Source organism: Celerinatantimonas sediminis (assembly GCF_046054195.1).
Lineage (GTDB): Bacteria > Pseudomonadota > Gammaproteobacteria > Enterobacterales > Celerinatantimonadaceae > Celerinatantimonas.
In genome coordinates this window covers 12492-27405 of sequence record NZ_JBEQCS010000022.1, presented here as the reverse complement: position 1 = coordinate 27405, position 14914 = coordinate 12492, and the positions used below count along the sequence as shown (strand labels likewise).

Genomic DNA, 14914 nt, shown 5'->3' with positions numbered 1-14914 from the left:
GCCAACCAGATCAATGTTCCCCGTACATTTCATCAGCGCTGAGCCATTGGCTTAGGGCACTTGTCTCAATCAGTGCTCTTGCTTTGGCTAAATCAGGCGCAAAGAAACGGTCTGTATCGTAATGCGGAACTTGCTGGCGAATCACTTCCATCACTTCTTGCAGAGCTGGGCAGGTTGTTAGCGGCGCATGAAAATCAATCCCTTGTGCTGCTGCTAAAAGCTCAACCGCAACGATAGCACTGCTGTTGCCAGCCATCTGTTTTAAGCGGCGTGCCGCATAGGTGGCCATAGAAACATGGTCTTCTTGGTTCGCTGATGTTGGCAAGCTGTCAACGCTACCTGGATGCGCCAAGCTTTTGTTTTCTGATGCTAAAGCTGCTGCTGTAACCTGGGCAATCATAAAGCCTGAGTTGACACCGCTTTCTTTTACTAAGAAGGCAGGTAACCCTGACATGTTTGGATCGACCAACTGTGCAATGCGTCGTTCACTCAATGCACCCATTTCGCTAATTGCAATTGCCAGATTATCGGCTGCCATCGCAACGGGTTCGGCGTGGAAGTTACCGCCAGAGAGCACATCGCCTTGTTCAGCAAAAACCAGCGGGTTATCAGAAACCGCGTTAGCTTCGCGCAAAATCACAGCAGCCGCATGGTTAATCTGATCAAGACAAGCACCCATTACCTGTGGCTGACAACGCAGTGAGTAAGGATCTTGTACTCGGTCACAATTAATATGTGAATGGCGGATTTCGCTCTCTGTCAGCAGTTTACGATAATGACTAGCTGCGCGGATTTGTCCCAGTTGACCACGAACTTCGCCAATGCGAGGGTCAAACGGTACATAAGAGCCTTTAAGCGCTTCAACGGTCAGGGAGCCGGCGATAACTGCGCTGGTGTACACTTGTTCGGCGCCGAACAGTCCACGCAGTGCTAAAGCGGTCGAAGTTTGAGTACCGTTAATTAATGCTAAGCCTTCTTTAGGACCCAATTCGATAGGCTCTAAGCCTGCTTCTTTAAGGCCTTCAACGGCATCTTTTACCTGACCTTTATAACGCACTTGACCGACCCCGATCATGGCACAAGCCATGTGTGCCAGTGGTGCTAAATCGCCAGACGCGCCAACTGAGCCTTGTTCAGGAATACATGGGTAAACCCCACGGTTGTACATTGCCAACAGATGTTCGATTAGCTCAACACGAACGCCAGAAAAACCTCGTGATAGTGAACCAACTTTAAGCGCCATGATTAATGCAACACTAGCATCATCAAGCAGCTCACCTGTGCCTGCTGCATGTGATAACAATAAGTTACGTTGTAACTGGCTAAGCGACTCGGCAGGAATAGAGGTTCGAGCCAATAAGCCAAAACCAGTGTTAATCCCATAGACAGTCTGAGAATTGTCTAAAATGGTTTTAATCTGCTGGTGGCTCGTCTCGATATCTTGATACGCGCTTTGCGCCAGAGTCAGTGTTGGTTGCTGGGTAAAAATTTGCCGAAGTTCATCCAAGGTGAACTGTCCGGGTTTAATACATATCGATGTTGGCATGTCGTCCTCGTGTACAACTTGTTTGTTATTTTATCTCTTCAATATAAGTACATGTATATACAACTGCAAGTAATTCTTGATGAAAATTCACGATTTAAATGTCATCAATGTTTAAAACTGCTAACGGTGCGCTGATTTACACTTAAAAAGGTGAAATAGATCAAGCTGTGCGGAATTCTTTACATAAAAGTGCTACTGATAAACAAAATAGTGTGGTATTTTATTTGAAACGTTGTTTTATTTATTTTTAGTTGGACCAAAGGAGCGCACAATGAAAATCGCGTTGATGAACGAATTTAGTCAGGCGGCTAAAAACCCAATTATTTTAAAAGAACTGCAGGGCGTGGCTAGCGAACAAGGCCATCAGGTCTTTAATGTGGGTATGAATGGCGATAACGATCATCGCTTAACCTATATTCACTTAGGCATTATCGCAAGCTTACTGTTGAACTCAAAAGCGGTTGATTTTGTGATTGCTGGTTGCGGTACGGGTCAGGGTGCACTGATGTCTCTTAACGCTTATCCTGGCGTTGTTTGTGGCTACTGTATTGACCCTGCGGATGCTTATTTATTTGCTCAGATTAATAACGGTAATGCACTGGCCATTCCTTTTGCTAAAGGTTTTGGTTGGGGCGCTGAATTGAATCTGCGTTACATCTTTGAAAAAGCCTTTACCGGTGAAACTGGTTTAGGTTATCCACCAGAACGGCGTGATTCACAGGTAGCCAATGCTGGCATCTTAAACAGTGTTAAACAGGCAACGGGTAAAGACTATCTAGATGGACTTAAAGCCCTCGATCCTGAGCTCGTTAAAACTGCGGTTGGCGGCGAACGTTTCCAGAAATGTTTCTTAGAAAATAGCCAAGACGCACAATTAACTGATTTTGTGAAAAGTGTATTAGCCTAACGCATTCGCTTCATTGTCTGTGTCAATAAAAGCCGCTTATGCGGCTTTTATTTTTTAGATTCCGCAGGTTCTGGCACTTTGGTCTGTTGATCGACCATGATCAGCTGATGGGTGTTAAACCCAAGTGATTTTGCCTCATTAATTAACTTTTCTAGGGTTGCACTGGGAAGTGTCGGTGTGCGCGATAATATCCATAAGTAATCTTTATTTGGCCCTGCAACGAGGGAATAACGATAGTCGCTGTCTAAATCGACAATAGCATATGTGCCGTAAAATGGTCCAAAGAAAGAGACTTTTAGATAGCCTTCATTTTTTGAGCGTACAAAATAGGCTTTACCAACGGCTTGGCTCCATTTTTTATCCGAGGTGGAATAACCTCGATTAATAACCTTTATTCCGCCATCATCACGAAGACTATATGTGGCGCTCACGTGACTAAGCCCAGATTCAAAACTATGGTCAAGGCGTGCAATCTCATACCATTTACCAAGGTAGCGCTGTGAATGAAAGTCCTTAATGGGTTGCACACCTTTGGGCAGACTCGTACAACCAGCTAACAGCAAGAGTGCCAGTGTACTCAGTAGCCATCTTTTCATCTACTTCTCCTTTGAATATAAAACTCATGTTAATGCGTGTTTTTATCTTAGCATTTTCTAGAAATTTTTATTTAGACGTCTATATGGCTTGATTGCTAAAAATGGTCGTCGTGATATAGTAACAGGCATATCTGGCGTACTTCATGGAGTTATTAATGGCCAAGCTTTCTCTGGATTCCAAATTGCCATCCTTGGGAACCACAATTTTCACGCAAATGAGCGCGTTGGCACAAAAACATCAAGCGATTAATCTATCGCAAGGCTTTCCCGATTTCGATGGCCCTAAATATCTGCAAGAGCAACTGGCTTATCATGTTGCACAAGGTGAAAACCAATATGCACCGATGACTGGTGCTCAATCGCTGCGTGAAGCTATCGCCAAGAAAAACAAAGAGCTGTATGACTATGATATTGATGCCGATAGTCAAATTACCGTAACCGCTGGTGCTACCGAGGCATTGTATGCAGCGATTACTGCATTAGTTCGCCCGGGTGATGAAGTGATCTGTTTTGATCCCAGTTATGACAGCTACGCGCCAGCCGTTGAACTCTCAGGTGGTGTCTTAAAACGTTTAGCTTTGCAGCCACCAGAGTTTCGTGTCGATTGGCACTCATTTGCAAACTTGGTGAGCGATAAGACTCGGCTGGTGATTTTAAATACGCCACATAACCCAACTGGGACGCTTTGGCATGCGAGTGATTTTGAATCGCTCTGGCAGGCTATTAAAGATACATCTATTTACGTGCTAAGCGATGAGGTGTACGAACATATCTGTTATGCCCCTGGCGGACATGTTGGCGTACAGAGCCATGAACAGTTAAAAGAGCGCGCTGTGGCTGTCTCGTCTTTTGGTAAAACGTTTCATATGACAGGTTGGAAAGTCGGTTATTGCATCGCTCCTGATTATATCAGCAGTGAGATCCGCAAAGTCCATCAGTTTTTGACCTTTGCCGTCAATACGCCAGCACAGTTAGCTTTGGCCGATATGCTTAATGCCCAGCCAGAACATTATCGTGAATTACCTGAGTTTTATCGAGCAAAACGCGATCGCTTTATTGATGCGCTCTCAAACAGCCGATTCAAAGTCCTGCCATGTCAGGGCACTTATTATCTGGTTGTGGACTACAGCGCTATTTCAGATATGAGTGATGTGGATTTTTGTTTGTGGCTCACCGAAGAAGTTGGCGTTGCAGCTATTCCACTGTCGGTATTCTGTGGTCAGCCTTTTGATCACAAACTGATTCGTTTGTGTTTTGCCAAGAAAGAAAGTACGTTAGACGCCGCCGCTGCGCGTTTACAGAAAATCTAACTTATCTTTTTGAGCCACTGACATGGTTGCAAACCAATGTCAGTGGCTCTTCTATATTTATCATCTGAAAATTAACTTTTTGCTGGCTTGATTGTCAGGTGATTTTCCTTAAAAACCCGATGTTTTTGCAAATGAGAGAACGGCGATAAAATGCTCTCGTGCACTTTTGTGCGCGATCAGTATAATTGCCCACATTATTTAATACCTGTTGGCGAGTGGTTCGCCAAACGATTATTGCTTAGGTTTTAATCAAAACTATGTCTGATGCCAATTTAGCGCAGGAGATCGCTCATCGCCGTACCTTTGCGATTATCTCCCACCCGGATGCGGGTAAAACAACGATTACTGAAAAAGTGCTTCTGTTTGGACACGCTATCCAGACAGCCGGAACCGTAAAAGGGCGGGGCAGCGATCACCACGCTAAATCTGACTGGATGCAGATGGAGCAGGAACGAGGGATCTCGGTGACCACCTCGGTGATGCAGTTTCCTTATGCTGATTGCATTGTGAACTTGCTCGATACTCCGGGACACGAAGATTTCTCAGAAGATACGTATCGTACTCTGACTGCGGTTGACTCATGTTTGATGGTGATTGATGCGGCTAAAGGTGTCGAAGATAGGACTCGTAAGCTGATGGAAGTGACTCGGCTGCGTGACACACCTATTATCACCTTTATGAACAAATTGGACCGCGATACTCGCGATCCGATGGAGCTGCTTGATGAAGTTGAAGATGAGTTAAAAATTGCTTGTGCTCCAATCACTTGGCCAATTGGCTGTGGGAAAGAGTTCAAAGGCGTTTATCACATTCAGCGTGATGAGATTATTCTTTATAAGAGCGGTCAAGGTCATATCATTCAAGAGAAACGAGTGATTGAAGGGTTAGATAATCCGCAAGTTGAGCAAGCGATTGGCTCATCACTGGCTGAATCACTGCGTGACGAACTGGAGCTGGTGATTGGTGCATCGAATGAATTTGATGAAGAGCTATTTTTAGCCGGTGAACTGACCCCTGTATTTTTTGGTACAGCCTTGGGTAACTTTGGTGTCGACCATATGTTGGATGGTCTAACCCAATGGGCGCCAGCACCGAAACCTCGTCATAGCGATGTCGGTGAAGTTACCGCGCAAGATGAAAAATTCAGTGGTTTTATCTTTAAAATCCAGGCCAATATGGACCCGAAACATCGTGACCGTATCGCGTTTATGCGCGTTGTTTCAGGGGAATATACCAAAGGCATGAAGATGCACCATGTGCGTTTGGGTAAAGATGTCAGCATCTCTGATGCGGTTACCTTTATGGCGGGCGATCGCAGCGCTGCTGAGCGGGCGATTGCTGGCGATATTATTGGTTTGCATAACCATGGCACAATTCAGATTGGTGATACGTTCACTCAGGGCGACAAATTTAAGTTTGGTGGTATTCCTAACTTTGCTCCAGAGATGTTCCGCCGGATCCGTTTAAAAGATCCATTGAAGCAAAAACAGTTGCAAAAAGGGCTGATTCAACTTTCTGAAGAGGGGGCTGTGCAGGTCTTTCGACCTCTTCGAAACAACGATCTGATCGTTGGTGCCGTTGGGGTTTTGCAGTTTGATGTGGTCGTTCATCGGCTTAAAACTGAGTATAAAGTGGAAGCGATTTATGAAGCGATTCATATCGCAACAGCACGTTGGTGTTCATGCGAGGATCCTCGTAAATTAGATGAATTCCAGCGCAAAGCCTTTGAACATTTGGCTCTAGATGGGGCTGATAACTTAACTTATTTGGCTCCGACAATGGTTAACTTGAATTTAGCAATTGAGCGTCATCCAGAAATTGAGTTCTTTAAGACTCGTGAACATTAGTCTTTGAGCTAACCGAGAGATATCTTTTTAGTCGAGTTTCTCTTGTAGGCTGTTGAGATGAAAACAAGCGTTTTAATTGTCGGTGACGATGGTTAAAACGCTTTTTTATGCGAGCTGAAAAATACCTTTATCAGGCGCAAAGCCCTAATATTTTCTACACTCAGAGTGTCAGGTGTTTGAATTTGGAGGACACTCATGATTAAACTAGTTTCTAAAGCTCGGCAACTTATCGCGCGTTATGACAGCTTATTAGCACGCTTGGGGTTGAGTGCTTATGTTTGTCCTTGCGCAAATATTGGTGAGGCTGTCAAAGATAAAAAAGTGGATAAACAAGCATCGGATAAGGAGTCCCATTCATCGTCTTCATAGATACGCACTGCCATATTGATTTTAAGTGTTTTGAACCGCTCGATGAGCATTTAGCCCAATGGCATTCAGTGGGGGTTGAGCACTTTATTGTGCCATCTGTTGGCCCTGAAAATTGGCAGCGGGTGATAAACTTAAGTGAGCAGTATGAGCACATTTTTCCTGCCCTTGGAATTCATCCATGCTTCAGTGATGGTTTCGCCCAAAAAGAAGAGCTTGCGCAGTGGGTGGCACGTTTCTGTCAGCAATTGGTGGCAATTGGTGAATGCGGCTTAGATAGGCGTTTTAAAGACACCATCGAACGTCAAAAAGAGGTGTTTATCTATCAACTGCAATTGGCCCAGCAGTTTTCTCTGCCAGTGACCATTCACAGTGTCCGGATGAACGATGAAGTCTATTCAATTTTAAAGCGTTATCCTTTGTCCCGTGGCGGGGTGATCCATGCCTTTCAAGGCTCGCTTATTCAAGCAAAACATTTTATTGAGCTTGGTTTTAAGCTCGGCATTGGAGGGGCGATCACTTGGCCAAGAGGCGAGAATTTACGCTCAGTCATTGCGCAAATTGGTGTTCAACATCTAGTGCTTGAGACTGACTCTCCAGACATGCCGATTGTTGGTCAGCGTAAAGGGGAGAATACTCCCGCTGCTATTGGTTACATTTTTGAAACACTTAGCTCTGTTTTGGCTGAAGATGCAAAATTTTTATCTGAAATTTTATACAAAAATAGTGAGGATGTCTTTTTTACTTCCTAAATTTTTAATTTTGTGGCCTTTTAACTTAAATCTCCCTGAATTGGTTATTTAACACAGTTTTACCCGTTTGGCTTCAGTGTGTTTTTCAGGCAAAATATACTTCCAACGAGCTTTCCTTGTTGGATTATCTCGCCAAAAATTCCCTTCATAAATCTATTTTGACTATCGGAACTTCAAGATGAATGTATTGATGAGTCTAATAGGTATGGCTGTGTTGTTGTTTATTGCTTACCTATTATCAGAAAACCGCAAAGCGATTCGGTTAAGGACTGTCGGACTGGCTTTTATTATTCAGTTTGGTATTGGTGTTTTAGTTTTATTTAGCGATAGCGGTAAAACTGTTTTGGGTGATATGGCCAGCGGCGTGCAGGTAGTGATTGATGCCGCTCAAGCTGGGATGACTTTTCTCTTCGGTGGCTTAGCAACAAAAGCCGCAGATAAAGCAGGTTTAGGCTTTATTTTTGCAGCCCAAGTGCTGCCGTTAATTGTCTTTTTCTCCTCATTAATTACCGTCTTATATCATCTAGGCATCATGCAGTGGGTTATCCGAATTATTGGTGGTTTCTTACGGTTTTGCTTAAGAACTAGCCGTACCGAATCGCTTTCAGCAACGGCTAATATCTTTATGGGCCAGACTGAAGCACCATTGGTTGTGCGTCCATTTATTGCCAAAATGACTCGTTCTGAGTTGTTTGCTGTGATGGTCGGTGGCTTGGCATCTGTTGCTGGCTCAACATTGGCAGGTTACGCGGGATTAGGGGTCAAACTTGAGTATTTGATCGCTGCATCATTTATGTCAGCTCCGGGCGGTTTGCTGATGGCTAAAATGATTGTGCCAGAAACACAAAAATATAACGATGATATTGAAGGCACATTGGCCCAGACCGAAAAAAGTGTCAATGTTATCGATGCTGCGGCATCTGGTGCTTCATCGGGGATGTCGCTGGCGCTGAACGTCGGTGCTATGTTGCTGGCATTTATCGGTATTATTGCACTATTAAATATGATTCTAGCTGGCATCGGTGGCTGGTTTGGCGTGGATCACCTGACCATTCAGCTGATTCTCGGTTGGATATTTGCACCTGTTGCGTTCTTAATCGGTGTGCCATGGCATGAAGCAGTTGTGGCCGGTTCGTTTATCGGTGAAAAAATTGTTGTAAATGAATTTGTGGCATACAGCCACTTAGTGCCTTATATCAATGGCACTCAACTTGTTGCTGCAACTCATGCCATTATGACAACCCACACGCGAGCCATTATTACCTTTGCCTTATGCGGATTTGCCAACATTAGCTCCATTGCGATTTTGTTGGGCGGTCTTGGCGGGATGGCTCCTAATCGCCGTCATGAAATGGCCGGTCTTGGTATAAAAGCGATTATTGCCGGGACGCTCTCTAACTTGATGAGTGCGGCGATCGCCGGATTATTTATTCACTAAATAAACGGTTATACACTTTTAAAAAGGTCAGCATTGCTGACCTTTTTTATTGGCTTAATTTATTAGGGGTGTTGCTCTTTGGTGGTTAAATTTTATTTAAATTAAATACATTTTGAACATGGTACATTCTGTGAAGACATTAATAACTTAATGTTTTGGAACAATAGAGTTTGTACATTGTAGATTGTCCACATCTTCCTTAATGAGATACCGTTAGCCACGGGTAGATACAACATTCTCAAACATATTAATTATCGGTGGGTAATAAAGCCTAATCTTTTATAGCTGTTTTTTGGACTGAAATGAGCGAGAAGTTATACCGAAACTGTTTTATTTTGGATAATAAAATGTATGGATAACCTCCAAAGTGATTGTCAATTTTTTGATCACTACTTTAGTCTCATATGGCAATCTTGAGGTTATTCCCCTTTATAGTTTGGTTACATTTTTACCATAAAGAGTATCTATTTATATCAGGCCTTACCATTCTGGCTACTGTCCACTCTTCCATAGGACGCTGGATTAACTGGTAGACAGAATGCAGTATTGACGACTTTATTAACGCTTGAGCCCCCAAAGTCTTGGATATCAGCGTTTACCTTGGAGTCCCGATATTATTGATTCTTAAGTCAGTAAAATATGTGTTTTGATAACTTTTTCTTGATCAAGTTTTATTTCTTCGTGAACGAAATGCTGCAACTTTCATTCTGTTACCGCAAAGAGCCATACTACACCAACGTCGGCGATGAGATTTAGTTGTATCCAAAAACATTAAAGTACAATCATGGGCTTCACACTGACGAACATATTTAAGCTCAGGATGACAAATCAAATTTGCGATAGAAGCGGCAATCGGTTCAAGTAAACTCTCGACACTATTATCTCGCCTACGTTTAACCAGATGAAAGCTGTTTAATGTGTTGTCCCACTGTAAATAGGTTTTCGGGCTGCCCTTATCTAGCAAATGATTAATGAGGTCCGCATTGCCAGCTTCACCGTCAATTGCGGCCTTTATGACTTCCCGAGCAACTTTTCTTAGGTCTTTCGCTTTTTCAACAAGCCCTAAAGGTATCTCTACATTTTCTTCAGACAAGCATCCAGCTAACTGTAGCCATTTTACTGTACTTTTATCATCAATTAGGTGGTCTTGGTGTTCATCGGACATGCCGTATTCGCTGTTAACGAAGTCTAGCGCCAAATTGTTAGCTAAAAAAAGAGGCTGATTCATAGTCATAAAATCCACTGTAACTATTTAAAGATATATTGACAGGTTACAAAAAAAGACTGTAACCTTCAATTTAATATTTTAACAGTTACCAAGAGAGTGATTATGAACACTGAATCAAATACACAACACGTACACTATCGTTATGAACAAGTCGACAAGGTGAATATTTTTTATCGTGAAGCGGGCGAGCCTACTGATCCAAGTATCGTGTTATTACACGGATTTGCGGCTTCATCGTATATGTATCGCGATATCATTCCGGCATTGGCTGAAAACTATCATGTCATCGCTCCGGATCTTCCATCATTTGGTTTTACGCAAGCGCCAGGTCGAATGCAGTACACGTACACATTCGAAAACATTGCTAAGACGATGGAAAAGTTTGTGCAACAATTGGAAATTAAACGGTATGCCCTGATGGCTCATGATTATGGTGCGCCGGTTGGTTGGCGTATGGCAGCGGCCAATCCAGACGCTGTGACAGCGCTGATTTCCCAAAATGGTAACGCGTATGAAGAAGGCTTAGCGGAAGGGTGGAACGCGATTAAAGACTATTGGCAAAACCCAACGCCTGAAAATCGCGCTGCGCTTAAAGATTTCCCAACACCAGAGGAAATTAAGTCGCAATATCTCACTGGAGTAAGCGATAAGAGTTTAGTATCACCGGATGGTTATACCTTGGAAGGCATGCACGTACAGAAACCTGGTAATGCAGACATTCAGCTAGATTTAGTGCTTGATTATGCATCCAATGTTGAAAACTATCCGCGTTTTCAGGCTTATTTCCGTGAGTATCAACCTGCATTGCTTGCAGTCTGGGGAGCTAACGATCCTTATTTCCTGCCTGCTGGCGCTGAAGCTTGGAAACGAGATCTCCCTAATGCGGATATTCGATTCTTTGATACAGGACATTTCGCACTGGAAACGCACGCCGATGAGATTACGCCAATCATTTTAGAGTTCTTAGCACAAAGCGTTAAGTAATTTTAAAACCATTGAGTTAGCTAGTGTCTAGATAACTAATGGGGAGCAACTAGGCTTCCCATTAATATTATTGGCGACGTTCCCAATTTTCTTTTAATCACCTGAGGTTTGATTGTGAGACCGCTCGTAAGCCAGCCGTGGAGCCTAAACAGGGATATCACCGCGCAACATATGACTGATCTATAGATAGAAGGGCTGACACGGATAATTCGATATTAGGTGATAGAAAACATCAAGCATACTCTAGAGAAGAAATGCATCATGAGAAAAGGAATACATTTTAATAAAGGCCATGAGTATGTGGCGGGAGCAATTGCAAGTGTTGCGGTTGGATTAGTCGGCGGGAAGACTCTTGTCTCTATGGTATCGGTTAGAACAGCTTTTGCTGCTGAGACTTTCGATGAAAAAACGTTTACGGAGTCCATAGTCGCACAATAACCAAAGTCTTAGATTTAAAAAAACGATGCCAATAAAATCTATCTTTTCCAAGCTAACTAAACACTGAGATTCGGCGGACCATACTAATTCAATGCATACGCCGCTATTAGAAAAAATAAGTCAATGAGTGGAAATAGAAATGTGTTCCAAATTCTTGGCTAACAATTTTTGGGGCAGAAATTGGTCAGGAAAAACGAGGTAAATATCCGAAATTAGTGTACAAACTTTTTTATACCAAACGTTGTAATTTACTGATTATTGATTCCCTTATGTACAAACTTGATTGTATGCAAACAATTAATCAAAACGGAGCCGCAAAGTCCCGTATGCTTTCCGCCTCCGATTGGCGCAGGACTAATCCTCAGTAGCTCCTCGTTTCAATATAGGCATTGTAAGCGGCTTGAAGCAGTGCTTCACTAGTGGCAAAACTTGGCATGTTTAGATAACTAGCTGGCGCAGCTTCATTGTCTTTATGAATAAAGTTATAACAGCTTTGGGTGATTTGAAGGTGATCATTAAACGGCGCAAGTTGTTTAACTTTTGGGTTTAAATGGGCGCTTAAATAATTGAAGTAATGCTGGTTGGTGTGAATATCCCGCATCTGGAAAGGGTAACGATATTGCGCGCGTTCGGTGACCGGACAATACCCGCCAAACGGCGTGCTAAACCAGCGATCTTTCCACCAACCGACAGGGCGGCCATCGGCTAAAAACGCGGTTTGTCGGTCAGGATGAGCAAATAGATAGAAAATCTCCGCCTGTTGCTGGGCTATTTCATCAACCACTCCCATAATGGCTGCGCTGCGAATACAGCTATCCTGTTCTAGATAGTGGTGAATATGTTCTTTGTTTGCATAAGCGAGTCTGAGCAGTTGAAAGTGAGCGTAAGCAACGGGAGCTGGTTGTATCAATGGCGCATTTGGCCAACGGATAGTTTCACCATATTGAAGATCTTCAAAATGGTAACGATTCATCAACTGCTGATAACGACGCTTAAGTGCATCCGTTAGTGGTAAGTCAGCAAACGTATCTAGCCGATTATCGACCTCGCCTAGATAAGTACCTCCTTCAGTGCCTTTGGCTGCGATATTGTGAGTGGTTAAAAGCTGATAGCCACTTAACGACTCGGCACTAGTGATAAGCCAAATGCGAAGCCCCGATGGTAAACAAAGAACATGACTTTCACTTTGCAGCGCTAGTAAATTTGTCGGTAAATAGCGCATCTCAAGTAGCCGACTAAAGCCTGTCAAAATCACTGCGCACCAGTGTAATAACTGATAATAGTATTTCGATGACCAATTTAGAGCTTTGATAGTCTCTGTCGCGGATTTCCCAGCTGTTAGTTGCTGCATGAGCAATTTAAGCATGGAATCAGCGGGTGGCTTGGCTGGGGTAAAGACTTTTGCGCAATCACGACAGCGAAATCGCTGATTCCCTGCTGCAGTTTTGCCACTGCGCTGGATATTGAGTCCCTGGCAATTGGGACAACGGTTCGCCCACGTAGGTAACTGTGTTGGGGTGAACTTCTTTACCAGTGCTGTAACTAACGCATTATCAACCAGCGGCGGATAACTGCCACAGCTTTTGCAATGCAGCGCCGGATAACCTAAATGATAACTAATCGGTTCATAATCAACGCTGACAGGTTTCCCAAAGTTTTTACAACCCCAACTTTTACAGCAATTTAATTGCACTGTTTCTATTTGTCTTCTGTTGGTTTGCGTTGATCATGCGGTTTGTTTAAAAATAAATCAACACATTCGGAAAATAATTTTTATTGGGTATGAATTTTTACGAAAAAAGCGGTTTTTTAGCTTTTGCAGTGGACTTATTTCTATAAAATATGTTGCGTGTGTTGCTGGTTATGCCAGTTCACTAGGCGTTAAGCCTAATCCACATTCAGTTCGGCTAATCTGAGCAAATTTCCTTGCTGCTTGCTCAATTAGTATAGTTATCAGTTGGTTGTAGTGTATGCGTGGACCAATGGGGGGGACACTATTCCTATACAATAGCGCTGATGACTGAACTGAGTGTGGCTTCCTTCCTTTTCTTTCTAAATTTCTCTATTAGCGTTTTTATCCATTCATCAAAATGGATTGGCTATATCTATTGCTGGTATCGGATCTGTAAAATTCTATTTGTAAATGACTGTGGTAATATAACAGCTAAATTAAATTGATTTGTAAAAGTCTGTTGTTGCAAATCGTTATTGTTGTTCCAAAAGGATAGATGCTGAGTAACCTAAAGCCTATTCATGATTTTGCTTTGATTTTAGAAAGTTTGTGAACATCAACAGTTGATCATTGACGCTCTATTCTATCTAATGGTGAATAACACGTTCAGAACATGATTGACCTTGAGCAATAAGAATTTTTTCCTTTTTACTCACCGATAATTCATGTTAACCGTATTTACGAATACAGAAACGATAGTAAGAGGTTTATCATTCATGGCGACTTTACTAAGTCAGTTAAAACAGTACACAACCGTTGTCGCTGATACCGGTGATATCGACTCCATTGAGCAGTATCAGCCAGAGGATGCTACCACCAACCCTTCACTGGTGCTTAAAGCTCTGCAAAAACCCAGTGGTGATGAACTTATTAGTCAGGCCGCTAAATGGGCGGTAAAAAAAACTAATAAGGCTGAAGAACAAGTCATCGAAGCAGGTGATTGGCTGGCAGTTCATATCGGGACTCAGATTTTGAAACTTGTCCCAGGGCGCGTTTCTACCGAAGTCGATGCTCGTTTGTCTTATAACACTGAAGCCAGCGTTGCTAAAGCTCGTAAAATCATTGGCATGTATGAAGAAAATGGTGTTGGCCGCGAACGCGTGCTGATTAAACTTGCTTCAACATGGCAGGGTATTAAAGCGGCTGAAATTCTTGAAAAAGAAGGTATCAACTGTAACCTGACACTGTTGTTCTCATTCGCGCAGGCTCGTGCTTGTGCCGAAGCTGGTGCATTTTTGATCTCTCCATTCGTAGGCCGTATTCTTGACTGGTATAAAGCTAAAACTGGTGAAGAATATACAGCTCAGACCGATCCTGGTGTTTTATCTGTTACCCAGATTTACAACTATTACAAAAAACATGGTTATAAAACTGTCGTAATGGGTGCAAGTTTCCGTAACATCGGTGAAATTTTGGCTCTGGCTGGGTGCGATCGTTTGACCATTAGCCCTAATTTGCTTGAACAGCTCAATAACTCTGAAGATAAATTGGAACGTCATCTGATTGATTCTTTTGAAGTTGAATCAGCACCAGAAAAAATGTCTGAGTCTGAATTTTATTGGGAACATAACCAAGACCCAATGGCAGTTGATAAGTTAGCTGAAGGTATCCGTAACTTTGCTGCTGACCAATTGCGTATGGAAGAGATGATTCGCGCTAAATTGAATTAATTTTCTAAAAAACTTGTAAAGGCTGCCTGCGGGCGGCCTTTTTTGTTGGCTGAAAACAATCGGTCAGCATGAACGAATTTTCAATGGTATAGTTGTAATA

At 42.9% G+C, this 14914-nt stretch carries 13 protein-coding genes; 9 read left to right on the top strand and 4 right to left on the bottom strand.

Annotation, left to right across the window (positions count from 1 at the left end; all coding sequences use genetic code 11):
* Positions 1–10 precede the first annotated feature (10 nt).
* A complete protein-coding gene (gene hutH, locus ABTQ23_RS18900) occupies positions 11–1546 on the bottom strand; it encodes a histidine ammonia-lyase (RefSeq protein WP_408617321.1) in 1536 nt (511 codons plus the stop codon).
* 271 nt (positions 1547–1817) lie between these two features.
* Here hutH and ABTQ23_RS18895 point away from each other — a divergent pair, with 271 nt between their 5' ends.
* Positions 1818–2453, top strand: a complete 636-nt coding sequence (locus ABTQ23_RS18895) for an RpiB/LacA/LacB family sugar-phosphate isomerase (protein WP_408617320.1) — start codon at positions 1818–1820, stop codon at positions 2451–2453.
* Positions 2454–2500: 47 nt separating this feature from the next.
* Here the strand turns inward: ABTQ23_RS18895 and ABTQ23_RS18890 are convergent, their stop codons facing one another.
* Positions 2501–3049 carry a lipocalin family protein gene (locus ABTQ23_RS18890; protein WP_408617319.1) on the bottom strand — a complete coding sequence of 183 codons (549 nt, stop codon included), beginning with the start codon at positions 3047–3049 and terminating at the stop codon, positions 2501–2503.
* A gap of 155 nt (positions 3050–3204) precedes the next feature.
* Between ABTQ23_RS18890 and ABTQ23_RS18885 the strand changes: the two genes are divergently transcribed.
* The 5 genes from ABTQ23_RS18885 to ABTQ23_RS18865 all read left to right on the top strand — a co-directional run bounded on the left by ABTQ23_RS18885 (position 3205) and on the right by ABTQ23_RS18865 (position 8762).
* Complete coding sequence (locus ABTQ23_RS18885) at positions 3205–4359, top strand: pyridoxal phosphate-dependent aminotransferase (protein WP_408617318.1); 1155 nt, start codon at positions 3205–3207, stop codon at positions 4357–4359.
* A gap of 257 nt (positions 4360–4616) precedes the next feature.
* Complete coding sequence (gene prfC, locus ABTQ23_RS18880) at positions 4617–6206, top strand: peptide chain release factor 3 (protein ID WP_408617317.1); 1590 nt, start codon at positions 4617–4619, stop codon at positions 6204–6206.
* 195 nt (positions 6207–6401) lie between these two features.
* Positions 6402–6575, top strand: a complete 174-nt coding sequence (locus tag ABTQ23_RS18875; RefSeq protein WP_408617316.1) for a hypothetical protein — start codon at positions 6402–6404, stop codon at positions 6573–6575.
* Positions 6563–7324, top strand: coding sequence for a TatD family hydrolase (locus ABTQ23_RS18870; protein ID WP_408617362.1), 762 nt, complete (start codon positions 6563–6565; stop codon positions 7322–7324). The genes ABTQ23_RS18875 and ABTQ23_RS18870 overlap by 13 nt, the downstream gene beginning before the upstream one ends.
* Positions 7325–7502: 178 nt before the next feature.
* Complete coding sequence (locus ABTQ23_RS18865) at positions 7503–8762, top strand: NupC/NupG family nucleoside CNT transporter (protein ID WP_408617315.1); 1260 nt, start codon at positions 7503–7505, stop codon at positions 8760–8762.
* A 664-nt stretch (positions 8763–9426) separates the two neighbouring features.
* On the opposite strand, the gene ABTQ23_RS18860 is transcribed toward ABTQ23_RS18865, so the two are convergent.
* Positions 9427–9990 (bottom strand): CGNR zinc finger domain-containing protein, encoded by a 564-nt coding sequence (locus ABTQ23_RS18860; RefSeq protein ID WP_408617314.1) that lies wholly within the window; start codon positions 9988–9990, stop codon positions 9427–9429.
* A 102-nt stretch (positions 9991–10092) separates the two neighbouring features.
* Here ABTQ23_RS18860 and ABTQ23_RS18855 point away from each other — a divergent pair, with 102 nt between their 5' ends.
* Entirely contained in the window at positions 10093–10974 is an 882-nt protein-coding gene (locus tag ABTQ23_RS18855; RefSeq protein WP_408617313.1) for an alpha/beta fold hydrolase, read from the top strand.
* Between the two features lie 261 nt (positions 10975–11235).
* On the top strand, positions 11236–11412 hold the full coding sequence (locus tag ABTQ23_RS18850) for a hypothetical protein (protein WP_408617312.1): 177 nt from the start codon (positions 11236–11238) through the stop codon (positions 11410–11412).
* Between the two features lie 361 nt (positions 11413–11773).
* Here the strand turns inward: ABTQ23_RS18850 and ABTQ23_RS18845 are convergent, their stop codons facing one another.
* The gene (locus ABTQ23_RS18845; RefSeq protein WP_408617311.1) at positions 11774–13105 is read right to left on the bottom strand and encodes an IS1/IS1595 family N-terminal zinc-binding domain-containing protein; all 1332 of its coding nucleotides are present in this window, start codon (positions 13103–13105) and stop codon (positions 11774–11776) included.
* A 755-nt stretch (positions 13106–13860) separates the two neighbouring features.
* On the opposite strand from ABTQ23_RS18845, the gene tal reads away from it, so the two are divergent.
* Positions 13861–14814, top strand: a complete 954-nt coding sequence (gene tal, locus ABTQ23_RS18840; RefSeq protein WP_408617310.1) for a transaldolase — start codon at positions 13861–13863, stop codon at positions 14812–14814.
* Positions 14815–14914: the final 100 nt, after the last annotated feature.

Coding starts and splice junctions, on each gene's coding strand:
- ABTQ23_RS18850 (WP_408617312.1), top strand. CDS start 11,236: ATGAGAAAAGGAATACATTTTAATAAAGGCCATGAGTATGTGGCGGGA.
- hutH (WP_408617321.1), bottom strand. CDS start 1,546: ATGCCAACATCGATATGTATTAAACCCGGACAGTTCACCTTGGATGAA.
- ABTQ23_RS18865 (WP_408617315.1), top strand. CDS start 7,503: ATGAATGTATTGATGAGTCTAATAGGTATGGCTGTGTTGTTGTTTATT.
- ABTQ23_RS18855 (WP_408617313.1), top strand. CDS start 10,093: ATGAACACTGAATCAAATACACAACACGTACACTATCGTTATGAACAA.
- ABTQ23_RS18860 (WP_408617314.1), bottom strand. CDS start 9,990: ATGAATCAGCCTCTTTTTTTAGCTAACAATTTGGCGCTAGACTTCGTT.
- ABTQ23_RS18890 (WP_408617319.1), bottom strand. CDS start 3,049: ATGAAAAGATGGCTACTGAGTACACTGGCACTCTTGCTGTTAGCTGGT.
- tal (WP_408617310.1), top strand. CDS start 13,861: ATGGCGACTTTACTAAGTCAGTTAAAACAGTACACAACCGTTGTCGCT.
- ABTQ23_RS18885 (WP_408617318.1), top strand. CDS start 3,205: ATGGCCAAGCTTTCTCTGGATTCCAAATTGCCATCCTTGGGAACCACA.
- ABTQ23_RS18875 (WP_408617316.1), top strand. CDS start 6,402: ATGATTAAACTAGTTTCTAAAGCTCGGCAACTTATCGCGCGTTATGAC.
- prfC (WP_408617317.1), top strand. CDS start 4,617: ATGTCTGATGCCAATTTAGCGCAGGAGATCGCTCATCGCCGTACCTTT.
- ABTQ23_RS18895 (WP_408617320.1), top strand. CDS start 1,818: ATGAAAATCGCGTTGATGAACGAATTTAGTCAGGCGGCTAAAAACCCA.